Genomic DNA, 24913 nt, shown 5'->3' on the forward strand with positions numbered 1-24913 from the left:
TTCTTGGAAAGCGTGAGTTCCTTCGCGCCCCCCTCTGTCCTACCGGACATCTCCCCCACTTGGGGGGAGATTGCGCTCTCATCTCCGCTTTCGCCAATCCCCAACGCTGTGGGAGAGAAGCCGGCGCCGAAACTGCCAATCTCCCCCCAAGTGGGGGAGATGTCCGGCAGGACAGAGGGGGGCGCCGTAGAGCGCTGTCGCCCTTCATTCCTCGCCTTTTGCTTTCTGAGCCTCGGCGCTTCGATAGCCCTCCTTTCACCTACCCCCGCCTTCGCCCACGCCTCCGACCGCGGCCACGTCCTCCTTCTCCCCACCGGCTACTACGTCGCTGGCGGTGCGCTCGCTGTTGCCGCCAGTTTCCTCGTTCTGGCTTTGCTCCCGCCAGACGCGCTCGACCGTTTCTGGCGCCGCCGCCTGCCGCTCCTTGCCTTTGGCGAGGGCTCCCGCACGATCGTCAGCCTGCTATCCTTTGCCGGCTTTGCAGTCCTGATTGCCGCCGGCCTGTTCGGCAGCCGCGACCCTCTCTCCAACCCGCTGCCCCTGGTGATCTGGACGCTGCTCTGGGTCGGTTTGGCCTTGCTACAAGGCCTGCTCGGCGATCTCTGGTCGTGGCTGAATCCGTGGTACGGGCCGTGGCGCATCGCCACTCGCCTGGTCGGTCGATCCAACGTCGAAACCCAGGCATCGCGCCTGCCCACATGGCTCGGCTGCTGGCCCGCCGTCATCCTGTTCTTCGCCTTCGCCTGGTTCGAGCTGATCGATCCGGCGCCCGACGATCCGGCGCGGCTGGCCTTTGCCGCCGGGCTCTACTGGCTGGGCACTTTTGTTGCCATGCTGGTGTTCGGTTATCCCCACTGGAGCCGGCGCGGCGAGTTCCTGACCATCTTCTTCGCCATGGTGGCGTGCTTCGCCATTGTCGAGCGCGATGAAGATGGTCGGCTCAAACTGTGTTGGCCGGGCGCCAAGCTGCTCGCTGCCAAGCCGCTGCAGCTCAGCGGCGTCGCCTTTCTGCTGCTCAGCCTGTCATCGGTCTCGTTCGATGGCCTGTCGAAGACCTTCTTCTGGCTCGGCCTGTTCGGCATCAATCCGCTGGAATTTCCCGGTCGCACGGCGCTGATCGGCATCGGCAGTTTTGGCCTCATGCTGACCTTTGTCCTGCTGGCAGCGGCGTTCGCGCTTGCGGTCATCGTCGGCCAGCGTCTGGCCTCCAGCCCGCATCCCTTCACTCAGGCTGCCGGCCTGCTGGTTTGGTCGATCGTGCCGATCGCGCTCGCTTATCATGTCGCCCATTATCTGACGGCGCTGCTGGTCGATGGTCAATACGCGCTTGCCGCCGTCTCCGATCCGTTTGCGCTGGGCTGGAACCTGTTCGGCACCGCCGACATGCAGATCGAAGCCGGCGTCGTCGCCGGCGCCGACTCGGCCTGGTGGCTGTGGAATGTGCAGGCCGGAATCATCATCGCCGGCCACATGCTCGCGATCCTTGTCGCCCACGGTTTCGCCTGGCGACTGCACCCGGTTCCCGCGCGCGCCGCGCTCAGCCAGTTGCCGCTCACCCTGCTGATGATCGCCTACACCGTCTTCGGCCTCTGGTTGCTTGCCACACCGACCGCCGGCTGAGAACAAGGCGACCGGCATGCCTTTGCGCAAAGCTCGCTTGCCAGGTCGCGGCTTTGGTGATTTAGTTTGTACACATGCGATTTCTGCCCTCCCACTTGGGAGTGGCCTTGCCTCGTTGCTGCCAGTCAAAACTCAAAAACAGGGGAACTGCCGTGACCGACAAGAATGGGTTTTTCGATCTCTCCAAAACCGCTCTCTCTCGCCGCACTGCGCTGAAGGGCCTCGCCGCCGGCGCCGGCCTTGCCGTCGCCCCAGGCTTCATCCGCTACAGCCAGGCGCAGAGCTCGGCGCCGATCAAGATCGGCTTCCAGTCGCACCGCACCGGCATCGGCGCCGCCTATGGCCGCTGGTACGAGAAGACGAGCGCCGCCGCGGTCAAGGCAATCAACGATGCCGGCGGCATCAACGGCCGCCCGGTTGAGCTGGTGATCGAGGATGACGGCACCGATCCCGCCCGCGGCGCCGAGGTGGTCGGCAAGTTCGCCACCCAGCACAAGACCGACATCGTCTTTGGCACCTTGTTCTCGCATGTTGTCATCGGTTCGGCGCCGGCCGCCGGCGAAAACAAGATCCCCTATTTCGTCGTCAGCGAAGGTCACCACGTCGCCTCGACCAAATTGAACCGCTACGTCTTCCAGCCCGGCATCACCGACGTGAAGAGCCAGATCCAGTCGATGGCGCCGTGGATCGCCGCCAACGCCGGCAAGAAGGTGACGCAGATCTTCCCCGATTTCGCCTTCGGCTACGACCACCGCGACTACCTGCCGCCGGCGCTGAAGGCGCAAGGCGCCGACGTCATCGCCCAGATCGCCATTCCGCCGACGGAATCGTCCTTCACCAAGTATTTCCCGCAGATCCCGGCCGAGACCGAGGTGATCTACCACGTCATGGTCGGTCCGGCCGTGCTCACCTTCGTCAAGGAACTCGGCGAGTTCTACGGCTCCAACCGGCCGCAGCTGTTCGGCTTCATGGATTCACTCGAGGCCACCGACATCAACAGCCCCGGCCTTGAATTCCTCGACGGCAGCCATTTCTGGGAAGGCTCGCCGCGCTATGCGCAGGCCGACGATTCCGCCGGGCAAAAAGCCTATCGCGCCGCTGTCGGCATCGACGACAATGGCGCTGCGGTCGGCGATCCCAAGGACGTCTCGACGGCGTCGCACATGTTCGGCTGCTGGGAAACGCTCTACGTCGTCAAGAAGGCGATGGAAGATGCCGGCTACAAGGGACCGGAGGACCGCGCCAAGCTGGTCGAGGCGACCGAAGCGCTGACCGAATTCGCCGAAGGCCCCGAGCATCCGCAGGGACCAAAAACCTTCAACGGCAAGATCCACCAGTGCTTCGGCATCCAGAACATCTCCAAGGTCGAAGGCGGCAAGCTGAAGGTCGTGCACAAGACCAAGATCGAGGACGGCCTGTACGAGGCCGAGGGGGATTACACGACGCAGGCGCTGTGAGCCGCCTTGCCCTCCCCGTTGTGGGGAGGGTCGGCAAGCAGGCTTTGCGTCCGCGAAGCCTGTGCGACGGGGTGGGGGTCGCGACGGCCCATGCCCCACTCCCCCACCCGACCGCTGCGCGGTCACCCTCCCCACAAGGGGGAGGGTAAGGGCGCCTTGAATGCACTTCGGACCCCACCTCCTCCTTGCCGCCCTCGAAGGCCTCGTCACCTCCGCCGTGCTGGCGCTGACGGCGCTTGGCCTGTCGCTGGTGTTCGGCGTCATGCGCGTCGTCAATGTCGCCCATGGCGAGTTCTTCATGCTGGGCGCGGTGCTGGCCTGGGCGATCACCACGGCTATCGGCGGCCATCCGGCACTCGGCTTCCTCGCCGCGCTGGTGCTGGCGCCACTGATCGTCGGCGCCATCGCGCTCGTCGCCGAACGGTTGGTGCTGCGCCGGCTCAACTACAATCCCGAAGCCACCATCGTCGCCACTATCGGCATGCTCTACATCATCCAGCAACTGGCGCTGACCTTCTACGGTCCTGAGGCGCGGCCGGTCGAGCCGCCTTTCAGCTACCGCATCCTTCTGCCGTGGTTCGGCTACTCCGGCTACAAGCTGTCGATCATTGCCGCCTCGGCCCTGCTGCTTGTCGCGACATGGTTCGTGCTGACGCGCACCAGGATCGGCCTCGTCATGCGCGCCACGCAATATGACAGCGAGACGGCGCAGGCCTTCGGCATTCCGGTTGGCCGGGTTTATGCCGGCGTCTTCGCGCTAGGCGCCATGCTGGCGGCCGTCGCCGCCGTGCTGATCGTGCCGATCAGCCAGGCGCATTACCTGATGGGACAGGACCCGCTGCTCTTGTCCTTCATCGTCGTCATCATCGGGGGCCTCGGCTCGCTGCGCGGCACCGTTGTCGCCGCTGTGCTGATCGGCATGTCGGACGGCATCATCTCGGTGTTCTTCTCGCCGACCCTGGCCAAGATCATCGCCACGATGCTGGTGGCGATGGTGCTGGTGTTCCGGCCGCAAGGCCTGTTCGGGACGGCCTCGCGATGAGCGAAGCTTCGCCGGCAAAGGCCTATGCATTGCATCTGGGCGTCATTGCCTTGCTTTTCGCCTTGAGCTTCGTGCTGCCCGATTATCACCACGGCCTGCTCGCCCGCATCATGGTGCTGGCTGTCTTCGCCATGGGCTACAACATTTTGTTCGGCTATGTCGGCTTGCTCAGCCTCGGCCATGCCATGTTCTTCTCCGCCGGACTCTATGGCGCGGGCCTAACCGTCATTCATCTCGGCTGGAATGTACCGGCCGCCTTCGCCGCCGGGCTCGCCTGCGGCGCGCTTCTGGCGCTGGTGATCGGCCTCTTGGCGCTGCGCACGACCGGTGTCGCCTTCATGATCGTCACCATGATGTTTGCGCAGGTGTTTTATCTCATCATCCTTTATTTCGCGTCGTGGACCGGCGGCGACCAGGGCATGGTCGTGCCGCAGCCGGCGCGGGTGCTCTCCTTCGGCGCGACATCGCTCGATCTCACCAATCCGACCGTGCGCTACATGACAGCGCTCTCCCTGTTCTCCGTCGTGCTGCTCGTCACGCTTGCCATCGTCCGCTCCCGCTATGGCCGCGTGCTGGTCGCCATCCGCGAGAACGAGGAACGGACAAAAATGCTCGGCTACGACACCTTCTCGAACAAACTCGTCGCCGTCGTCGCCTCGGGCACCATCTGTGCGGCGTCGGGTGCCGCCTATGCGCTGCTGTTCGGCTATGTCGGCTCTAGCTTCGCCTCGGTGCAGTATTCCATCCTGCCGCTGCTCTGGGTGCTGCTCGGCGGCGCCGCCACCACGCTTGGAGCCCTGATCGGCACGCTGTTCATGTACTATGTCACCGACATCACCAGCGGCTTCACTTCCGCCTATCTGCTGATCGTCGGCATCGCTCTCATCCTGCTGGTGCTGTTTTTCCCAAAGGGCATTCTGGGCAGCATCCGCCAGCGTTGGCTGGGGTGGTTGCCATGATGCCGCTGCTGACCACCAAAGGCCTGTCGCGCAATTTCGGCGGCCTGCGCGCCGTCGATGGCGTGGATTTCGCGCTGATGTCGGGCGAGATCCGCGCCGTCATCGGCCCTAATGGCGCGGGGAAAACCACCTTCGTCAGCCTGGTCAGTGGTCGCATACAGCCGTCTTCCGGCATGATCGTCTTCGACGGCGCCGACATCACCAACCAGCCGGCCTATATCAGGGTTCGCCAGGGCATCGCCTACACCTTCCAGATCACCAGCGTCTTTGCCAATCTCTCCGCCTACGACAATGTCGCGCTGCCGGTGCAGCGCACGCTGACCGATGGCCGCTCGAAAGGCGCGGTGCGTGCCGGCGTCATGGCAGCGCTCGAGCGCACCGGCCTCGCCGACCGGGCCCACATGCCGGCCGGGCAATTGTCCTATGGCCACCAGCGCCTGCTGGAAGTAGCGATGGGACTAGCGCTGAAGCCGCGCCTCTTGATCCTCGACGAGCCGACGCAAGGCCTGGCCGATAGCGAGATCGACAATTTCATCAGCCTGGTGCGCGAGATCGCCAAAAGCGCCACCGTGCTTTTGATCGAGCACAACATGCCGGTGGTTATGCAATTGGCCGACCGCATCACCGTCTTCAACGCCGGCAAGATACTCGCCGAAGGCACGCCCGAGCAGGTCCGCGAAAACGCCGATGTGCAGGAAGCCTATCTGGGGACGGTACATGACTGAGGCGCTCACCATCTCCGGGCTCGACTGCTTCTACGGCGAAGTCCAGGTGCTCTATGGCCTCGACCTGGTGCTGAACACGGGCGAGGTGCTGTGCCTGTTCGGCCGCAACGGCGCCGGCAAGACGACGACGCTGAAGGCGATCATGGGCCTGGTTCCGGCAAGTGCCGGTTCGATCAGGCTCGACGGCAAGGAGTTGACCGGCCTGCCGGCGCATGAGGTGCCGAAGGCCGGCGTCGCCTATGTACCGCAAGGCCGGCGGCTGTTCGCCGAGATGACGGTGGCCGAAAACATCGAGATCGGCCTGATGGCGCGCGGCAAGGGCAAGGCCGTGCGGGAAAATGTCCTTGACCTTTTTCCATTGTTGCGCCAGCGGCTGCGCCAACGCTCCGGCACGTTGTCCGGCGGCGAGCAGCAGATGCTGGCCATGGCGCGGGCGCTGTGCATCGAACCACAGGTGCTGCTGCTCGACGAGCCGACCGAAGGGCTGATGCCGTCGATGATCGCCAAGATTCGAGAGACGGTGTCGAAATTGCGCGAGTTGGGAGTGTCGACCATCCTCGTCGAGCAGCGCGTCGACGCGGTGCTGTCGGTTGCCGACCGTGTCTGCTTCATCGAGAATGGCCGCAACCGCGAGACCGTCGATGTCGAGGAATTGCGCGCCGACCCATCAGCGGTGCGCCGCTATGTGGGGGTGGGGTAAACTGCGAAGTCTGAGCGGCAGCGCCAGGAGACAGGCGGTTGCGCCGCCCCTCATTGCCCTGCCGGGCATTTCTCCCCGTGAACGGGGAGAAAGAAGCTGGCCGTGCCTTCGGCGCTCATTCTGCAAGGCTGGCGATTGGCGAAATCGGCGATGACAGCGTCCTTCTCCCCGTTCACGGGGAGAAGATGGCGGCAGCCAGATGAGGGGCGGCGCTGCCGGCAGAAATCAGTGCGCCATTCTCACCCAAAGAACAGAAAGCCAGCGATCAAAAACGTCGGGATCAGCACCGCGCCCGACCACGCCATATAGCCGAAGAAGCCCGGCATCTTGACGCCGCGATGCCTGGCGATGGCGTAGACCATGAAGTTCGGCGCGTTGCCGATATAGGTGTTGGCGCCCATGAACACCGCACCGGCCGAGATCGCCGCCAGCGTCGAGGCGGCCTCGGTCATCAGATGCTGCGGATTGCCGCCGGCGAGTTCGAAGAACACCAGATAGGTCGGCGCATTGTCGAGGAAGGACGACAGCGCGCCGGACAGCCAGAAATAGGCAAGGTCGTTGGGTTGGCCTGTCGGTGAGGTGACCAGCGCCACCAGCGGCGCCAGCGCCCCGTCATGGCCCGCCCGCAGGATAGCGATGACCGGCACGATGCAGATGAAGATGCCGGCAAACAGTTTTGCCACCTCTGCGATCGGCCCCCAGGTGAAGCCGTTCGCCTCGCGATGGCTTTTGTGGGAGATGACGAGCGACAGCCCGGCCAGCCCCAGGATGATGGTATCACGTACCAGGTTCTGCAGTTCAAGGCTGACGCCCAGTACGGAAAAGCTCACGTCCGGCTTCCACGCCGCCGAAAGCAGGATCGCGCCGATGACGCCGGCCAGCAGCGGCAGATTGGCCAGACCGCGAATACGCACTTTCGTATCCGGCGTCGGGTCCTTGATCTTCGGCGCGCCGCCCTCGCGGCGATGCAGCACGATGTCGATGGCCAGGAAGACCGCCAGCACCAGGCCGCCGACGAACAGCGTCTCGCGATAGAGGTTGGTGGTGGTCCAGAAGAAGTCGACGCCGCGCAGGAAGCCGACGAACAATGGTGGGTCGCCCAAGGGGGTCAGTGAGCCGCCAATGTTGGAGACGAGAAAAATGAAAAAGATGACGACATGGGCGTTGAACGGCCGGTTGTCATTGGCGCGCAGCATCGGCCGGATCAGGATCATCGAGGCGCCGGTGGTGCCGATGATCGAGGCGAGAATCGCCCCGACCAGCAGCAGCCCGACGTTGACCAGCGGCGTGCCGTGGATGTTGCCGGCCACCAGAATGCCGCCCGAAATGGTGAACAGCGCAAACAACAGGATGATGAACGACATATATTCGGTGAGCAGCGTGTGCAGCACCGCTTGCGCTGCCGAATTCATGCCGAAGGCGAGAGCCAGCGGCACCACCACCAGCGCTGCCCAGAGCGCTGCGATCTTGCCGTAGTGATGCTCCCAGACATGGGGAAACAGCAAAGGCCCGGTGGCGATCGACAACAGCAGGCCGGCGAAAGGCAGCGCCCACAAAAGCGGCATGGCAGCACCGGGCAGTTCGTGTTCCTCAGCTGCCAAAGCTAGTCCCGGAAACAACATTGCAACAGCCAACACAGCGCTGGCCGTCAAAGCTGTCGCACGCATCGCATTCATGGTCCGTCAGTCCGATGCGTGGTCTTCAAGCTTTACGCCGGCTTCGCGCATTCGCTTCAGCATCGTCTCGACCGAGCCGTTGAGATTGATACCGCGACAGGCGTCGAGCCGCACCGTGGTCGCAAAACCGTGTTTGACCGCGTCGAGCGCCGAAAAGGCGACGCAGAAGTCGGTCGCCAGGCCGACCAGGGTCACGCTATCGACTCCGCGCTCCTTGAGATAGCCGGCAAGCCCGGTCGGCGTCGTGCGGTCGTTCTCGAAGAAGGCCGAATAGCTGTCGATGGCCGGGCGGAAGCCCTTGCGGATCACCAGTTCAGCCTTGGTCCAGGCGAGGCCCGAATGGAAATCCGACCCAAGACTGCCCTGGATGCAATGGTCCGGCCACAGCGTCTGCGGGCCGTAGGGCATGTCGATCGCCTCGAAAGGCTGCTTGCCGGGATGGCTGGAGGCGAAGCTCGAATGTCCCGCGGGGTGCCAGTCCTGCGTCAGCACGACATGCTCGGTGCGCCGGATCAAATCGTTGACCAGCGGCACGATCTCATCGCCGCCGGTGACCGCCAGCGCGCCACCTGGACAAAAATCGTTCTGCAGGTCGATGACAACAAGCGCTTCGTCGGCCATGGGGCCTCCCTCTTTTGTCTCAGGCTCCAGTGAAGAAATGCCGCTGATGCGACCGGCTGCAGAAACTTGACCAGATGGCCGGCGGCGTCAACCTCCAGCGGCATAACAAATGCTTGTCCGGAGCGTTGATGCGGACAGCAGCACAAACTCTGGCTTTGACAATTCCTGCCGGCTTGATATCATTTGCATACGAATGAATTCGACCGGCTCGCACGCTGGCAGACTCCTCGTGAAAGCCCTTTTTCTGGAAAGCTCTTTGGAAGGCTCTTTGTTTTTGGAAGGCAAAGCGTGATCCGTTACGCGAAACCCACCACGGTCGACGAGGCGCTCGCTCTGCTTGGCGAGGGCCCGTGGCGCATCCTTGCCGGCGGCACCGATTTCTATCCGGCGCAAGGCAGCAAGCCGTTTCGCGACAATGTCCTCGACATCAATGGCCTCGCGGCGTTGCGAGGCATCACTGAAACCGAGACCCATTGGACGATCGGCGCGCGCACGACGTGGACCGATCTCGTCCGCCATCCCTTGCCGCCGGCTTTCGATGCACTGAAGCAGGCGGCGCGCGAAGTCGGCTCGGTGCAGATCCAGAATGTCGCCTCGATGGCCGGCAATCTCTGCAATGCCTCGCCGGCCGCCGACGGTGTGCCGCCCTTGCTGGTGCTCGATGCCGAGATCGAATTGCGCTCCGCAGCGGCGACCCGCACCCTGCCGCTGGCAAAATTCATCCTCGGCAATCGCCGCACCGAATTGCAGCCGGGCGAGATGGTCACCGCCATCCGCGTGCCGAAACAGGCGGGCTTGGGAACGTCGACCTTCGTCAAGCTCGGCGCCCGGCGTTATCTCGTCATCTCCATCGCCATGGTGGCCGCGCGTCTGGTTGTCGAGGACGGTATCGTCAGCGAAGCAGCCGTCGCTGTCGGTTCTTGCTCGGCGGTCGCCAAACGTCTCGCCGGCGTTGAGGCAGCCTTGCGTGGCCAACCTGACAACCCTGCGCTCGCCGCTGCGGTCCAGTCCGCACCGATGGACGAGTTGGCGCCGATCGGCGATGTGCGCGGCAGCGCCGAATACCGGCTCGACGCGGCGCGCGAGATCGTCGCCCGCGCCGTGCTTGCCGCGGTCGGGCACAGCGCCGGCGACAAGGTGGCGGCATGAGCATGGAACGTGCCGATATAGCCTTCAAAATCAACGGCGCCGCCGTTTCCGTCCGCGTGCCGCCGGTCCGCCGTCTGTCCTCGGTGCTGCGCGATGAATTGCGCCTGACCGGCACCAAGGTCGGCTGTGATGCCGGCGATTGTGGCGCCTGTACGGTGCTGGTCGACGGCAATCCTGTCTGCGCCTGCCTGGTGCCGGCGGCCTCGGTGGCCGGCGCTGCGATAACCACGGTCGAGGGCCTGGCCAACGGAAAACTGTCGGCGCTGCAGGTCTCATTTCTCGAGCATGGCGCGGCGCAATGCGGCATCTGCACGCCCGGCTTGCTGGTTGCGGCGACGGCTCTTCTCGACGAGAAACCGTACCCAACCGAAGCTGAAACCCAGGATGCGCTGGGCGGCGTCCTCTGCCGCTGTACTGGCTATCGCAAGATCATTGCGGCGGTCATGGATGCGTCGCGCCACGTCAACGGCCTCGACCACCGCATGCCGCAATCCGGCCATGCCGTCGGCGCGTCGCCGATCCGTCTTGATGGCCAGCCAAAGGTCACCGGCGGCGAGAAATTCGGCGGCGATTCCTTCCCGGCCGACGCGCTTGCCGTGCTGGTGGTCCGCTCGCCGCACTATCATGCCGGGTTCACCTTCGGCGATCTCGATGCCTGGGCAAGAAATCATCCTGGCATCGTCGGTGTCTTCACCGCCGCCGATATCCCGGGAAAGAACTGCTTTGGCGTCATCGGCCCGTTCGCCGACCAGCCGGCTCTGGCCGAAGGGTTTGCGCGCTTTCGCGGTGAGGCGGTGGCGCTGGTTGGCGGCGAGCGCGAGGCCATGCTCGATCTCGACCTTTCAGACTTTCCTGTTTCCTGGACCGAACGAGCGCATTTCCTGCAGCCCGGCGAAGCACAGGCCGGCGGCGCGAAGCTGATCCACGACCACCGGCCGGCAAACCTGCTCACCTCCGGCTTTGTCGAGCGCGGCGATCCCGACGCGGCGCTCTCCGGCGCCGTCGTCACGGTGTCCGGCGCCATCGACACCTCCTATGTCGAGCACGCCTATATCGAACCGGAAGCCGGCTATGCCTATATGGACGGCGACACGCTGGTCGTCGTCGCCTGCACGCAGGCGCCCTATATGGACCGCGACGACACGGCAAAGGTGCTCGGCCTCTCCGTCGACAAGGTGCGTATCGTGCCGACCGCCACCGGCGGCGGCTTTGGCTCGAAACTCGATGTTTCGCTGCAGCCTCTCATCGGCCTGGTGGCGCTGAAGACCGGAAGGCCGGCCGCACTCACCTACACCCGCAATGAATCGATGATCTCGACCACCAAGCGCCATCCCGCTGAGATGAAGGCGACCATTGGCGTCGATGCCGATGGCCTTGTCACCGGCATGATCTTCGCCGGCGATTTCAACACCGGCGCCTATGCCAGTTGGGGGCCGACTGTCGCCAACCGCGTTCCCGTGCATGCCTCCGGTCCTTATGCGACGCCGAATTATCGCGCCGAGGGCCGTGCCATCCACACGCATGGTCCGATCTCCGGCGCCTTCCGTGGCTTCGGCGTGCCGCAAGCGACGATCATGCAGGAAACCCTCTACGACGAACTGGCCGAAAAGCTTGGCCTGGACCGGCTGGCGTTTCGGTTGAACAACTGCCTTCGTAACGGTTCCGAAACGGTTACCGGCCAGAGGCTGGAGTCGGGCGTCGGCATCGCCGAGTGCCTCGAGGCCTTGCAGCCGCACTGGGCGCGCGCGCTTGCCGATGCCGCTGCCTTCAATGCTGCCAATGAGAAGCAAAGGCGCGGCGTCGGCATTGCGTCCTGCTGGTATGGCTGCGGCAACACCTCGCTGCCCAATCCCTCGACCATCAGGGTCGGCATCTCGCCCGCGGGCGAGGTCATCCTGCATCAGGGCGCCGTCGACATCGGCCAGGGCTCCAACACCGTCATAACCCAGATCTGTGCCGACGCGCTCGGCCTGCCGCTGGACAAATTCCGGCTGAAAAGCGCCGACACCGCGATCAGCCCCGACGCCGGCAAAACATCGGCCTCGCGCCAGACTTTTGTCACCGGCAAAGCCGCCGAAAAAGCAGGCCGCGCCTTGCGCGAAACCATCCTGCGCTTCGCCAATGTGTCGGAAAAAGCGTCCCTGCATCTCGATGGGCCGGCAATCGTCATTCGCGAGGGTGAGGCCACCCGCCGCATCGACCTTGCCGCCCTTGATGTCGATGCCGGCGGCTTCGTCTTCCGTGCCGAGGAAACCTATGATCCGCCGACGCTGCCGCTCGATGCCAAGGGCCAGGGCAAACCCTATGCCGTCTATGGCTATGGCGCCCAGATCGCCGAGTTGGAAGTCGATCTCAAGCTGGGAACAGTGAAGCTGCTGAAAATCACCGCCGCGCATGATGTAGGCAAGGCGATCAATCCGCTGCTGGTCGAGGGCCAGATCGAGGGCGGCATCGCCCAAGGCATCGGCATGGCGCTGATGGAGGAATACATCCCCGGCCGCACCGAAAACCTGCACGACTATCTCATCCCGACCATCGGCGACGTGCCGCCGATCGAGACCATCCTGATCGAGGTCCCCGATCCCGAAGGTCCATTCGGCGCCAAGGGGCTGGGCGAGCATGTGCTGATCCCGACGGCACCGGCCATCCTCAATGCCATCCGCCACGCCACCGGCGTGGTGGTCACCAAGGTTCCGGCGACGCCGACCCGCATTCGCGCTGCCATACGGGAGAAGGAGGCACGCCAATGAGCGAACTTGCCGAGCGTTTCGAAACCCACGATCCCGGCGAAAAGCAGGTGGCGGAAAAGATCCGCTGCGATGCCTGTCCGGTCATGTGCTACATCGCAGACGGCCGCACCGGCGCCTGCGACCGCTACGGCAATGTCGGCGGGAGGATCGTGCGCATGGATCCGCTGACCATCCTCGACCACGCGGCCGAGACCGGCGGCGCTGTGGTGCCCTTCGTTGCCGAAGGCGAGGCCTGGGACGGCGAACTGATCAACACCGGCCGCCGCTTCGTCACCGCGATCGGTGCTGGCACTACCTATCCCGACTATAAGCCGGCCCCGTTCATCGTCAGCCAGGAAGTCGAAGGCGTTGATCTGGTGACCGTGGTCACGGAGGGCATCTTCTCCTATTGCGGCGTCAAGGTGAAGATCGACACCGACCGCCACCTTGGTCCGGAGACCGCCATCGTCCGCTCCCAGGGCGAGGCGATCGGCCATGTCACCACAGGCGAATACGGCTCGCAGATGCTGTCGCTGGGCGGTGTGCATCATTTGACCGGCGGCTCCAAGGCTGAGGGACGCGCCACTTGCGATGCGCTGCTCGATCTGTGCAACCGCAAGCCGGTCGAACTTGTCATCGATGGCGGTGCGACCATCATCGTCGAAGCCGGCAAACCACCTGTCATCGACGGCAAGGTCGAGCACCGCATGCGCGTCGGCTGCGGTTCGGCCACCATCGGCATGTTCGCCACCCAGTGGCGCGGTCTGGTCGACGAAGTGGTGGTGGTCGACGATCACATCACCGGCGTCGTCTCCGAGCATCAGGCCGGCAAGGTGCTGGGCTGGCAGGATACCGGCATCAAGATCATTGGCCGCCGTTCGACGCCCGGCCGCTATTTCAAGGTCTCCGAACCCGGCCTCGGCTGGGGTGGCACCTCGATTTCCGACCCGCTGTCGATCCTCGGTGAATGGAATTCCAAGAAAGGCGCGCATCCTGGCCTGTCGCTGCTGATGGTCTCGACCACCGGCGAGCAGTTTGCGTATTACGAGCTCGACGACGATTTGAAGCCGGTCGAAAAGCCGTTCCCGGAGCGGCTGCAGAAATCGGTCGGGCTGATCGAGGACAATTGCGAGCCCGCTTTGTGCACCGTGTTGTTCATCGGCGGCGCCGGCGGCTCGCTGCGCGCCGGCGTCACCGAAAACCCGGTCAACCTCACCCGTTCGGTGCAAGGCCTGAAGACCTACGTCACCGTCGGTGGTGCCCCGGTCTATGTCTGGCCGGGCGGCGGCATCACGCTGATGGTTGACGTCACGCGCGTACCGGAAGGCGCTTTCGGCTATGTCCCGACCCCGGCGCTGGTGGCGCCGATCGAGTTCACCTTGCGTCGCGACGACTATATCAGCCTCGGCGGCTACGAGGTCGAGATCCGCAGTGTCGACGACATTGTCGCCAAGGGCGGCGAGTACCTCAACCCGCGCCGCGGCGCGGGTGCGGCAGTACAGAACCCGTGGCCGCCGCTGGCGCAGTTGCGCCGCGCCGGCTCGAACGGGGCCGGGTGATGCAAGGCCCGCAAGTGCACTGGCTGCAGGACGGCAAGCGGCTGCATCTCAACCATGGGCCGATCGACCTGATCGTCGAGGCCTTCGGCGAGGCGGATGAGTGTCGTGCCGCCTATGCCCAGGCCGTCGAGCGCTTCCAGACGATCCTGGTCGAGTTGGTCGAGGAGCTTCCCGAATTGCGGCTCCCGGCATTTTTCCTGGCGCCGCGCGCCTTTGACGGCCCGACGGCGCGCCGCATGGAAGCAGCCGTCATGCCCCTGGCGGAAGGCTTCATAACACCGATGGCCGCTGTCGCTGGGTCGGTAGCCGACGAAATGCTTGCCGCACTGCTTGCCGGTCGCAAGCTCGATCGCGCCTATGTCAACAATGGCGGCGACAGCGCTCTCCATATCGGCAAGGGCCAGTCGATGAACCTGGCGATCGCCGGCACCGGCAACGGTATGGCCGACCGCATCACCATTCGCTCTGAAGACGGTGTGCACGGCGTCGCCACCAGCGGTTGGCGTGGCCGGTCGTTTTCGCTCGGCATTGCCGACGCCGTCACTGTGCTGGCGCGGACTGGCGCCGAGGCCGATGCGGCGGCGACGCTCATTGCCAACGCCGTAGACCTGCCCGGCAATCCTGCCATCAAGCGCATTCCCGCACAGGAACTGTCGCCCGACAGCGATCTCGGCGCGCGGTTGGTGACACAGGCCGTCGGCACGCTTGCACTTGGCGACGTGGCGCGGGCGCTGGACAATGGCCTTGCTGTCGCCGAAGATTTTCGCAGGCGCGGCCTGATTGCCGCATCGGCGCTGTTTCTGGGCGGTGAGGCCCGCATCAGTGGTTCCATGGTGCTTGCCGCGTCCAACAAAAGTCCAGGGAAGGAAGTTGCGCATGCCTGAGTTTCCGATCCGCAAGATCGCGGTTCTGACCGAAGAGATCTTTCACGATGGCGGGCCGGTCGCCGCGGCGCCGCACCGACGCGCCGCCGCTGTGGCGCTGGTGAAAAACCCGTTCGCCGGCCGCTACGTGGAAGGGTTGCAGAGCGCCATGGACGATCTGAAGCCGCTTGGCCTGCTGCTCACGGATAAGCTCATTGCCGCCTTGGGCGGTGACGTGAAACAGATCGACGGCTACGGCAAGGGCACGATCGTCGGCTCGTCAGGTGAACTCGAGCATGGCGCGCTGTGGCATGTGCCGGGCGGCTACGCCATGCGTGAGCGGCTCGGCGGCGCCAAGGCGATCGTGCCGTCAGCAACCAAGGTCGGCGCCTTCGGCTCGCGGCTCGACGTGCCGCTCGGCCACACCAACGCCGCCTATGTGCGCAGCCATTTCGACGCCATGGAGGTCGGCATCAGCGACGGGCCGCGTGCCGACGAGATCCTGTTCTGTCTCGCCATGAGCTGCGGCCCGCGCGTGCACGACCGCATGGGTGGACTGGCGGTTGGCGACATCAAGGCTTGGGACGGTTTGCGATGAGCGGCGGGGACAATCTGCTGAAACTGGTGGAGGCCGAAGAGCCTGACGAGCATGACTACCGCTTGCAGGAGCAGGTCGGCTTCATCCTGCGCAAGGCGCACCAGCGCCATGTTTCGATCTTTGCCGCGCGTATCGCCGACCTGACGCCGCCGCAATTCGCCGCTCTGGCCAAGCTGCACGACGTCGGCGAAACCTCGCAGAACCAGCTCGGCACGCTGATCGCCATGGACGCGGCGACGGTCAAGGGTGTCATCGACCGGCTCAAGGCGCGTGGCCTGGTCGACCTCACCAAGCACGAGGTCGACAAAAGGCGCCTGCTGGTCAACCTGACCGCCGAGGGCCGTGATGCCATCGAGCGGCTGATTCCGCTGGCCCGCGCCATCACCGAGGAAACGCTGGCGCCGCTGTCGGCCAAGGAAGCCGCGACTTTTATGAAGCTACTGTCCAAGCTGGCGTGACCGAGCCACCCTTTGAACTTGCGAGGCTCTTACGCTCGGAAATGCTGGCGGACAGCCACCAGATCAAGCTCACCACGGCCACGGAAACGTAGCCATCAAGGGCATAGTGCCAGCCGGTGTAGACAGAGCCGAACAGGATCAACACGGCAAACACCCATCCCCCGACACCGCACCAGCGATTGAGCCGCGCAAGGTAGAAGGCGTTCAACGTAGCAATAGCCACATGCATGCTCGGCATCGCCGATATTCCCGTGCCCAATTCAGATGACCCTGCCCTGTAGTTCTGCAGCAGGTATTCGGAATGGCGCACGATATGTTCGTTGTAAGGATAGTGCCGCAACGCCTCATAGAGGTCGGCAAAGCGGGTCTCGTTGAGAAGCTGATCGTAGAAGATCGGTCCAACTGAAGAGAACAGCGTCGCCAGAAACGTGCCAATCACCGCGGTGGTCAGTGCCAACGCCACGAGATAGCGCTGATGCAGAGGCTGCCTGGTATGGAACGCGGCAAGGAACGCCATTCCGCGAACCATTCGAAAAACCACGTCCCATAGTAGGTTCGCGAGACGATCCAGGAGGTCATCTCGGAATCGACGGAATGCGCAATTTTCCAGGGCGGGCCACCATGTAGAATGTCATCGATGTCGGCCATCGCCTTGTCGCCGTAGAAGGGCACGAAGGTTGGAATGTTCAGCTTGTAGGTGGTGAATGCGGCGAGACCGAGCGCGAAGGTGGCGACGACGAAAACGGCCAGCATCCCTCGGCGGCGGATTATGTCTATCATCGCCCGAACCGGCTGCTTCGGCGCAGCAATGACTCCAAGAGGGAGGACGATTGCGAGAGCAATCATCCAGCCGTAGAGGGCGAGCACCAAGAAATAGGTTTGGGCCATTTCGAGAAAGGTTGCCGGCCAGAGCGCCAGAGCGCCGGCTATGTAGCAAAAGCAAAAAGCCAGCACGAGAAGAACGGTCCGGGGCGGCCGGGCGGACACAATGTCCTCGGCTTCGACACGCGCACCAGCCACCGCTTGCGTAGATGCGCCCATGATCCCTCTCGCAATCAGTGTCGGGTCAACCTCTTCAGTATAGTGCCAACCTAATCTCCCGAAATTAATATGTTGTTGCTCAGGTGTATCGAAACAAAGTATTAGCAAAGACTGAACAAACTTATTAGATTTGTCTAAATAATGTCGGGTAGGCATTCGCATTGTTGGATTGCTTTGCAACGCGGCTGTGCTGTCAAACCGGCTAAGGCCGAAGCATCTTGTCTGCTAAGCCGTATCGTTAGCCGGGCCTGACATCCTCGGCGACCAGCATAGTTGAAGGGCGGATTGGCGCGCCCTCGGTGCCAAGCCCGAGCTTCGGCCAAATGACGCCGCGACATTCATGACGATGCTGGCGAAATTGGCCTGATCTTCAGGCGCGAAGCCGTGTCCCTTCCGGATCGAAGAACGGTATCGGCGCCACCACCGCGCGGGTCGGCACGCCGTCGATGTCGACGCTGAGTTCCGTGCCGATAGCGGTCAACGGCAGCCGCAGATACGCGGTCGCCAGCACTTTGCCCAGCGAATAGCCGTGGTCGCTATAGGTGACGACACCGGCATCCTCGCCATCGGCCAGAACCCGCGCATTCATTGCAGCCGGCTTGTCGCCATCGAGGATCAGTCCGGTCCAGCGTTCGTCGAGGCCCTTGTCGCGGGCCCTGAGCAGCGCCTCGCGGCCGATGAAATCGCCCTTGTCGAACTTGATCCAGCGGTCAAGCCCGACATGAAACGGCGTGCGGCTCTCGTCCATGTCGATGCCATGCGCCGGATAGGCCTTTTCCAGCCCAAGCGTGAACATCGCCAGCACGCCATAAGGCTTCAGGCCGAAATCCCGGCCAGCCCGCACCAGCGCGTCCCAGATCGAAGTGGCTTCGTCGGCCGGCACGAACAGTTCGAAGCCGAGCTCGCCGGTCACGCCGGTGCGCGAGATCAGCACTTTGGTCTCGCCGACGCGCCCTGATGTGAACGCCCAGCGTTTCAGTCCATCCAGGTCGGCGTCCTGCACCAGCGCCTTCAGCAGTTCGCGCGAGCGCGGCCCCTGTATGGTCGGGAAGGCGATGGCCGCGGTGATGTCGGTGACATAGGCCTTTCGCCCCTGCGCATGATGCAGCAGCCATGGCAACATTTTGAGCCGATTCACCGATCCGGTCACCAGCATGAAATGCTCCGCTCCGAGCCTGAACACGGTGAGGTCGTCCATGATGCCGCCGTCGTCGCGGCAGACGGTGGAGTAGCGCACCTGGCCCGGTTTCATGGCGGCGGCATCGTTGACGATGACATGATTGACCAGCGCCTCGGCCTCCGGCCCTTTGATGTCCATCTTGCCCATGGTGCTGAGGTCCTGGACACCGACATTCAAGCGGGTGTTCAGATGCTCGTCGGCAATGCCGGAATAATATTTGGCCGAGACGAAATCGCCGCCGACCCGGCCCATGGTCGCGCCCAGGCCGACGATGCTGTTGTAAAAGGGGGAGCGCCGTTCGGCCAAGAAAATTCTCCGTCATTCATGAAAAACGGCAGCGCCGGGCGGCGCTGCCGAGGTCGGATCGGTGAAGGGATTAACTCCCGTAGACGTCGAACGAGAAGTATTTGTCGTTGATTTCCTTGTATTTGCCGTTGGCGCGCAGCGCGTCGATCGCGGCATTGAGCTTGTCGGTCAACTCCTTGTTGCCCTTCTGCAGCGCGATGCCGACGCCGGGGCCATGGATGGCCGGGTCCGGGGCCAAGGTGCCAAGCAATTTGCAGCAGGCGCCCTCGGGCTTCTTCAGCCATTCGGTCAGGATGATCGAGCCATCCATCACCGCATCGAGGCGGCCATTGACCATGTCGGCACGGGCGTCATCGCCGGTCGGATAGGGCTTGATGGTCGAGCCCGAGTATTTCTGCTCGGCGAAATTCTGGTGGATGGTCGCGCTCTGCACGCCGAGCGCCTTGCCCTTCAAGTCCTCGGGCGAGGTGCCGGTGAGTGTCGAATCCTTGGGCACGGCAATGGCCGGCGGCGTCTGGTAGTATTTGTGGGTGAAATCCACCTTCTCGGCGCGTTCCGGCGTGATGGTGATGTTGATGATCGCATCGAACTTGCCGGCCTGCAGCGCCGGGATCGAGCCGTCGAAATCCTGCACGACGAATTCGCATTCGGTCTTCATCTCAGCGCACAGCGCCTTGCCGAGATCGATGTCGAAACCACCCAGCGTGCCGTCTGCATTGGCATAGTTGAAGGGCGGATAGGCGCCTTCGGTGCCGAGCTTGAGTTTCTTGTCCTGGGCGGAAGCAATGCCGGTGGCCAGAGCCATCGCGACGGAAGCGGCAAGCACGAAACGACCGAAAAGACGCATGATCCTGATCTCCGTTGACCGGAGAAGTCTACGGTCTTTTGTGCCCTCGTCGGAGACGGAAGCGACATGCTCGGCGGCGATCACGGCGCTGCGAACGCACGAAGGGGGCGCAGGTGGCGTCGCCATGCCGGTGAGACATCCCTAGCGCAGCTTCTTCTCCGCAGCGCTCAGGGCCGTCAGCCCTCGCAGAGGCGGTTCTCCGGCGTCGAGATAGGCCTGGATCAGCCGCTCGTCGTCAACGCCTTTGTAGGCTTGTGGGATGCCTCTGATCTGGGCAGCTATATCCCAATCGGCCGGCCGGGACTTTGGCCAAAACCATCGGCAATGCTCGACTTCGACCCAATGGTGCCGACGCCAGAGACAGAGCTGCAAACCTTCGTCGTCGTAGCCGAACTCGACACCGCAACAATCGCAGATCAAGTATGAACGGTCATTACCATCCTCGCCCCATGGCATGTCCGGGAAATGGCTCAGTCCGCAAACGCGGCACTTGAACTTATCCTCGACCACCCCCGAACATCTCCCTGGCCTGCTCCTCCGTATAATAGCCAAGCCTGACGTCTTCGGCGACCAGTTTCGGGTCGCGCTCAAGCGGATCGCCATAGCCGCCGCCGCCCGGTGTCCCGACGCGCACGCGGTCGCCGGCCTTCAGCGCGATGTCCTGTTCCTTGGACAGATGCGGCGGCACATGCTCCTCGCCGGCTCGGAACACGGTCACTGTGTTGACAGCGCCGTCCTTGCCGCCGAGCGCGCCTTGCGGGCCAAAGCGGCCATGGTCCATCACGAAGGAGGCGCGGGCATCGCCGCGCAGGATCTCCACCTCATAGGCAAGCCCAAAGCCGCCGCGATGCTTACCGGCGCCGCCCGAGCCTTCGCGCAAGGCGTAGTGGCGGTAAAGCACGGGAAATGCCTGCTCCATGATCTCGACTGGTGGCGATTTGGAAATGCCGATGGTCGAGCAGCCATTGGTCAGGCCGTCATGGCCGGCATTGCCGCCATAGCCGCCGCCGGAGATCTGATACATGACATAGTCGCGACCGCGCGCCGGATCGTTGCCGCCGAGCGCGAAATTGCCGCTCGAGCCGGCCGGCGCCGCCGTCACCTTGTCCGGCAGCGCCTGCACCATGGCCGCAAACACCGCTTCGGCGATGCGCTGCGACACCTCGGCCGCGCAGCCCGACACCGGCCGCGGGTACTTGGCATCGAGGAAGGTGCCTTCCGGCCGCTTGATATTCAGCGGCTCAAAGGCGCCGGCACTGATCGGCACATCAGGGAAAATATGGCGCATGGCGAGATAGACCGATGACAACGTCGTCGCCAGCACGCTGTTCATCGGCCCGGCACAGGGTTTTGATGAGCCGGTGAAATCGAAAGTCAGTGTGTCGCCCAGTTTCTCGACCGCCAGCGCGATGGTCAGCGGCTCGTTGACCACTCCATCTGAGTCGACAAACGCCTTGGAATGGTAGGTACCGTCGGGAATGGCCGAGATGTTGGCGCGCATCTGTTCCGCCGCACGGCGGCGCAACTCGGCGATCGCCTCGACAACTGTTTCGTCGCCGTAACGGTCCAGGATTCCATTCAGCCTATCCTGGCCGATCAGCAGCGCCGCGGCTTGCGCGCGGATGTCGCCGATGCGCTGGTCGGCGACGCGGATGTTCGAGCAGATGATGGCGTAGATCTCGGGATCGAGCACGCCCTTCTTGAACAGCTTGACCGGCGGCAGCCGCAGCCCTTCCTGTTCGACAGCTGTTGCCGATGCGGAGAAGCCGCCCGGCACCGAGCCGCCAATGTCGGGCCAGTGGCCGGTGTTCGACAGCCAGCAAAATATCTTGCCGTTCCGGTAGACCGGCATGGCGAAGCGCACATCCATCAGATGCGTGCCGCCGAGATAGGGATCGTTGACGATGTAAATGTCGCCCGGTTCCGGCGCCAGGCAGCGTCCGTCGGCGATCATCTCGATCACCGTCTTGGTCGAATACTGCATGACGCCGACGAATACCGGCAGGCCCTGGCTGCCTTGCGCGATCAGCGAACCATCGACGGCGGAATAGATGCCGTCAGAGCGGTCATTGGCTTCGGCGATGACCGGCGAAAAGGCGGCGCGTGAAAAGGTCAGGTCCATCTCGTCGCAGACCTGCTGCAGGGCCGCCTGGAGGACCGAAAGCGTGATGGCGTCGAGCTTTTGCATCTCAGGCCTCGCCGATGTCGATGATGATGTTGCCGTCAGCGTCCGAGCGCGCGCGGTCGCCGGGTTCGAGCACGGTGGTCGCGTCCATCTGTTCGAGGATCGCCGGTCCTTCGATGACAGCGTCGAGCGGCAGTTTTTCGCGCGCATACACCGGCGTCTCGTACCAGGTTCCGGCGTACCAGACCGGCCGTATCTCGCGCCGCGCTTCGTCAAGCGTTTTGGCGCGCCCCGCCGGATCGATCAGTCGCGACAGATCGATCGCCGGCCGCACGCCGGTGACCGAAGTGTTGAGGTTGACCAGATTGGCGCGGATCTCCGGCAACTCGACCTTGAAGCGGGCGAAATAGGCTTTTTCGAAAAGCTGCTGCAACGTTGCGCGGGTCACCGACGACGACGGCAGCGGCACGTTGATGATGTGGGTCTGGCCAACGAACTGCATGTCGGCGGAGTGGGTGACGCGGATCGTCTCTGGCGTCACCGCTTCCTTGCCGATCAGCTCCTCACCTTCGTTTCGGTGCCGTTCCAATACCTCGCGAAGCTTGGCTTCGTCGAGCATGGCGACCGGCTGGTTGATCGTGTTGACGAAGTCGTGGCGCAGGTCGGCGACGACGCAGCCGAGTGCGTTGGTGATGCCCGGACGCGCCGGCACCAGCACTTTCGGCAGGCCGAGCTCGCGCGCCAACGCAGTCGCATGCAGCGGCCCGGCGCCGCCAAAGGCGAACAGCGCGAAATCGCGCGGATCGTGGCCGCGCGACACCGACACCATGCGGATGGCGCCGGCCATCTTCATGTTGCCGAGCCGCAGCACCGCACCCGCCGCCTCGACGCCGGACAGGCCGGTTGCGCGGCCAATCTTGTTCTCGAAAATGCCGGTGACGCGTTCGACGGTGACCGGATTTTCGACCGCCAGCAATTTCTTCGGCGCCAGCCGGCCGAGCACCAGATTGGCGTCGGTGATGGTCGGCTCCAGGCCTCCGCGCCCATAGCAGATCGGGCCGGGATTGGCGCCGGCGCTTTCCGGGCCGATCTGGATCAGCCCTGCCGCATCGACGCGGGCGATCGAGCCGCCACCGGCGCCGACCGTATGCACGGCCACCATCGGCACATGGATCGGCATCGCATATTCGATCTCGATCTCGTTGGACACTGCCGGCTCGGCATTGCGGATCAGCGCCACGTCGGTCGAGGTGCCGCCCATGTCGTAGGTCACCAGGTTTTCGAAGCCGGCGCGTTTTCCCGTATAGGCGGCGGCGATGACGCCTGAGGCCGGCCCGGACATCACGGTCTTTGCCGATTCGCGGGTGACGAAGCGAGCCGAGATCATGCCGCCATTGCCGTTCATGATCAGGAAGTCGCGGGCGTAGCCTTTTGCGCCCAATTCCTTGCGCAGCCGCTCGACATAGCGCTCGAGGATCGGCTGCACCGAAGCGTTGACCGAGGCGGTCACGCCGCGCTCGAATTCGCGCGCTTCCGAAAGCAGCGCATGGCCGGTGGTGATGTAGCCGTTTGGCCAGAGTTCGGCGGCGATTTCGGCCGCGCGCCGCTCATGCGCAGGGTTGGCATATGAGTGGAGGAAATGGATGACCAGGGATTCGCAGCCGTCGGCGATCAACTGCGAAAGTGCCGCCCGCATCTCGGCCTCGTCGAGCGGAATGCGCACCGCTCCGGACGCTTCGACACGCTCGGACACTTCGAGCCGCAGATTGCGCGGAATGATCGGCACGAAAGTGCCGGTCATGCCGTAAGCTTGCGGCCGCGTGCGACGGCCAAGCTCGATCACGTCGCGAAAGCCGCGCGTGGTGATCATGCCGGTTTTCGCCAGCCGGCGCTCCAGCACGGCGTTGGTGGTGGTGGTCGTGCCGTGCACGATCAGGTCGATGCCGTCGATCGGAAATCCGGTGGCCCCGAGTGCCGAAACGACGCCGAATGCCTGGTTGTCGACCGTGGTCGGGGTCTTGGCGATATGCACCCGTCCGCCGTCGCGTCCGTCGATCAGAAGCAGGTCCGTAAAGGTCCCGCCGACATCGATGCCAGCGACGACTTTGCCAAGGGAATCGTGCGCCTGCGCCGAAAAATTCTCTTTCATTGTCGAAACCCGAAATATCAGGACTACGGATATGTCTCAGTTTGGAAAGCTGTTTCACACTGGCGTCTTGACGCAAATATCGTTTGTATACTAATAAATTCCGGACACAAGAGCTTACCGCTTGGCAGTGTGCAAACGGCACGCCGGAACCTGAATGGTTCGGGCGCGCTGGTGAAAGTTCGGCGCCCGCATCCTGAGTTGGGCCAGAAAGTTGGATTTGATGAACACCACATCCGCTCTCAACACCGCCGGCGCACGTCCGCTGCAATTCCCGATTCCGGCCAACGTCTATGCCGAGACCGTTGTCTCGGTGAAGCACTATACCGACCGCCTGTTTTCGTTCCGCATCACCCGCCCGCAGTCGCTGCGCTTCCGCTCCGGCGAGTTCGTCATGATCGGCCTGCCCAATGCCGAGAAGCCGGTGTTCCGCGCCTATTCCATCGCCAGCCCGGCCTGGGACGAAGAGCTGGAATTCTTCTCGATCAAGGTGCCGGACGGCCCGTTGACCTCGGAGTTGCAGAAGATCCAGGTTGGCGACACCGTCATCATGCGCCAGAAGTCGACAGGCACGCTGGTGGTCGACGCGCTGACCCCGGCCAAGCGCCTGTTCATGATCTCGACCGGCACTGGCATCGCGCCCTTCGCCAGCCTGCTGCGCGATCCCGATACCTATGAAAAGTTCGACCAGCTCATCCTGACCCACACCTGCCGCGATACCGCCGAACTGACCTACGGTAGGGAATTGGTGGCGGCGTTGGAAAGCGACCCGTTGATCGGCGAGCTGACCGGTGGCCGCGTCACCCTTTACAATTCGACGACGCGCGAAGAGTCCGAGCGTATGGGCCGCATCACTGCGCTGATCGGCTCCGGGAAGTTCTATGCCGATCTCGGTATCGACAAGCTCAATCCGGAGACCGACCGCATCATGATCTGCGGCTCGATGCATATGCTCAAGGACGTCAAGGAACTGGCCGAAAGCCTGGGCTTCCAGGAAGGCTCGCTGCATCACCCCGCGACCTTCGTCGTCGAGCGCGCCTTCGTCGGCTGACCAGACCCAGGCATCTCAAAACCAGCACTTTTGACCACGCGGTCAAAAATCAGCTGTTTCC

The 24913-nt window shown here is 63.7% G+C and carries 22 protein-coding genes; 13 read left to right on the top strand and 9 right to left on the bottom strand.

The window, feature by feature from the left end; all coding sequences use genetic code 11:
- Positions 1-159 precede the first annotated feature (159 nt).
- From AC1DVW_RS06040 to AC1DVW_RS06065, 6 genes are all read left to right on the top strand, one after another.
- Positions 160-1620: a hypothetical protein gene (locus AC1DVW_RS06040; RefSeq protein ID WP_477321845.1), complete on the top strand. Its 1461-nt coding sequence runs from the start codon at positions 160-162 to the stop codon at positions 1618-1620.
- Between the two features lie 152 nt (positions 1621-1772).
- Positions 1773-3077, top strand: coding sequence for an ABC transporter substrate-binding protein (locus tag AC1DVW_RS06045; protein ID WP_477274409.1), 1305 nt, complete (start codon positions 1773-1775; stop codon positions 3075-3077).
- 160 nt (positions 3078-3237) lie between these two features.
- A complete protein-coding gene (locus AC1DVW_RS06050) occupies positions 3238-4119 on the top strand; it encodes a branched-chain amino acid ABC transporter permease (protein ID WP_477240803.1) in 882 nt (293 codons plus the stop codon).
- Positions 4116-5078, top strand: a complete 963-nt coding sequence (locus AC1DVW_RS06055; RefSeq protein ID WP_477274413.1) for a branched-chain amino acid ABC transporter permease — start codon at positions 4116-4118, stop codon at positions 5076-5078. Before AC1DVW_RS06050 ends, AC1DVW_RS06055 begins: the two co-directional genes overlap by 4 nt.
- Complete coding sequence (locus AC1DVW_RS06060) at positions 5075-5803, top strand: ABC transporter ATP-binding protein (RefSeq protein ID WP_477321847.1); 729 nt, start codon at positions 5075-5077, stop codon at positions 5801-5803. The genes AC1DVW_RS06055 and AC1DVW_RS06060 overlap by 4 nt, the downstream gene beginning before the upstream one ends.
- On the top strand, positions 5796-6503 hold the full coding sequence (locus AC1DVW_RS06065; protein ID WP_477321849.1) for an ABC transporter ATP-binding protein: 708 nt from the start codon (positions 5796-5798) through the stop codon (positions 6501-6503). The genes AC1DVW_RS06060 and AC1DVW_RS06065 overlap by 8 nt, the downstream gene beginning before the upstream one ends.
- 239 nt (positions 6504-6742) lie before the next feature.
- Here AC1DVW_RS06065 and AC1DVW_RS06070 read toward each other — a convergent pair whose 3' ends face one another.
- The gene (locus AC1DVW_RS06070) at positions 6743-8170 is read right to left on the bottom strand and encodes a sodium:proton antiporter (RefSeq protein WP_477322634.1); all 1428 of its coding nucleotides are present in this window, start codon (positions 8168-8170) and stop codon (positions 6743-6745) included.
- A gap of 15 nt (positions 8171-8185) precedes the next feature.
- Positions 8186-8800: a bifunctional nicotinamidase/pyrazinamidase gene (pncA, locus tag AC1DVW_RS06075; RefSeq protein ID WP_477321850.1), complete on the bottom strand. Its 615-nt coding sequence runs from the start codon at positions 8798-8800 to the stop codon at positions 8186-8188.
- Positions 8801-9088: 288 nt separating this feature from the next.
- Between pncA and AC1DVW_RS06080 the strand changes: the two genes are divergently transcribed.
- The 6 genes from AC1DVW_RS06080 to AC1DVW_RS06105 are packed head-to-tail and all read left to right on the top strand — an operon-like array spanning position 9089 to position 16156.
- Positions 9089-9949, top strand: a complete 861-nt coding sequence (locus AC1DVW_RS06080) for an FAD binding domain-containing protein (protein ID WP_477321852.1) — start codon at positions 9089-9091, stop codon at positions 9947-9949.
- Entirely contained in the window at positions 9946-12699 is a 2754-nt protein-coding gene (locus AC1DVW_RS06085) for a molybdopterin-dependent oxidoreductase (RefSeq protein WP_477240815.1), read from the top strand. Before AC1DVW_RS06080 ends, AC1DVW_RS06085 begins: the two co-directional genes overlap by 4 nt.
- Positions 12696-14237: a 6-hydroxynicotinate reductase gene (locus tag AC1DVW_RS06090; RefSeq protein WP_477240817.1), complete on the top strand. Its 1542-nt coding sequence runs from the start codon at positions 12696-12698 to the stop codon at positions 14235-14237. The genes AC1DVW_RS06085 and AC1DVW_RS06090 overlap by 4 nt, the downstream gene beginning before the upstream one ends.
- Entirely contained in the window at positions 14237-15121 is an 885-nt protein-coding gene (locus AC1DVW_RS06095) for a UPF0280 family protein (RefSeq protein WP_477321854.1), read from the top strand. Before AC1DVW_RS06090 ends, AC1DVW_RS06095 begins: the two co-directional genes overlap by 1 nt.
- Positions 15114-15698 carry an amino acid synthesis family protein gene (locus tag AC1DVW_RS06100; protein ID WP_477240821.1) on the top strand — a complete coding sequence of 195 codons (585 nt, stop codon included), beginning with the start codon at positions 15114-15116 and terminating at the stop codon, positions 15696-15698. Before AC1DVW_RS06095 ends, AC1DVW_RS06100 begins: the two co-directional genes overlap by 8 nt.
- On the top strand, positions 15695-16156 hold the full coding sequence (locus AC1DVW_RS06105) for a MarR family winged helix-turn-helix transcriptional regulator (RefSeq protein WP_477240823.1): 462 nt from the start codon (positions 15695-15697) through the stop codon (positions 16154-16156). Before AC1DVW_RS06100 ends, AC1DVW_RS06105 begins: the two co-directional genes overlap by 4 nt.
- On the opposite strand, the gene AC1DVW_RS06110 is transcribed toward AC1DVW_RS06105, so the two are convergent.
- From AC1DVW_RS06110 to AC1DVW_RS06140, 7 genes are all read right to left on the bottom strand, one after another.
- On the bottom strand, positions 16128-16619 hold the full coding sequence (locus AC1DVW_RS06110) for a phosphatase PAP2 family protein (RefSeq protein WP_477321856.1): 492 nt from the start codon (positions 16617-16619) through the stop codon (positions 16128-16130). The two genes, AC1DVW_RS06105 and AC1DVW_RS06110, sit on opposite strands and share 29 nt — an antisense overlap.
- On the bottom strand, positions 16604-17197 hold the full coding sequence (locus AC1DVW_RS06115; RefSeq protein WP_477321858.1) for a hypothetical protein: 594 nt from the start codon (positions 17195-17197) through the stop codon (positions 16604-16606). Before AC1DVW_RS06115 ends, AC1DVW_RS06110 begins: the two co-directional genes overlap by 16 nt.
- Before the next feature lie 370 nt (positions 17198-17567).
- Positions 17568-18683, bottom strand: a complete 1116-nt coding sequence (locus AC1DVW_RS06120; protein ID WP_477240827.1) for an aminomethyl transferase family protein — start codon at positions 18681-18683, stop codon at positions 17568-17570.
- Between the two features lie 70 nt (positions 18684-18753).
- Positions 18754-19530, bottom strand: a complete 777-nt coding sequence (locus tag AC1DVW_RS06125; RefSeq protein WP_477240829.1) for an ABC transporter substrate-binding protein — start codon at positions 19528-19530, stop codon at positions 18754-18756.
- Positions 19531-19671: 141 nt separating this feature from the next.
- Positions 19672-20040 carry a hypothetical protein gene (locus AC1DVW_RS06130; protein ID WP_477240831.1) on the bottom strand — a complete coding sequence of 123 codons (369 nt, stop codon included), beginning with the start codon at positions 20038-20040 and terminating at the stop codon, positions 19672-19674.
- Positions 20027-21718 carry a hydantoinase B/oxoprolinase family protein gene (locus AC1DVW_RS06135; RefSeq protein WP_477321860.1) on the bottom strand — a complete coding sequence of 564 codons (1692 nt, stop codon included), beginning with the start codon at positions 21716-21718 and terminating at the stop codon, positions 20027-20029. Before AC1DVW_RS06135 ends, AC1DVW_RS06130 begins: the two co-directional genes overlap by 14 nt.
- A 1-nt stretch (position 21719) precedes the next feature.
- Positions 21720-23804, bottom strand: a complete 2085-nt coding sequence (locus AC1DVW_RS06140; RefSeq protein ID WP_477240835.1) for a hydantoinase/oxoprolinase family protein — start codon at positions 23802-23804, stop codon at positions 21720-21722.
- A 220-nt stretch (positions 23805-24024) separates the two neighbouring features.
- Between AC1DVW_RS06140 and AC1DVW_RS06145 the strand changes: the two genes are divergently transcribed.
- Positions 24025-24852: a ferredoxin--NADP reductase gene (locus AC1DVW_RS06145; RefSeq protein ID WP_477240837.1), complete on the top strand. Its 828-nt coding sequence runs from the start codon at positions 24025-24027 to the stop codon at positions 24850-24852.
- The last annotated feature ends 61 nt before the right edge of the window (positions 24853-24913 follow it).

Source organism: Mesorhizobium sp. P3_B5 (genome assembly GCF_056402815.1).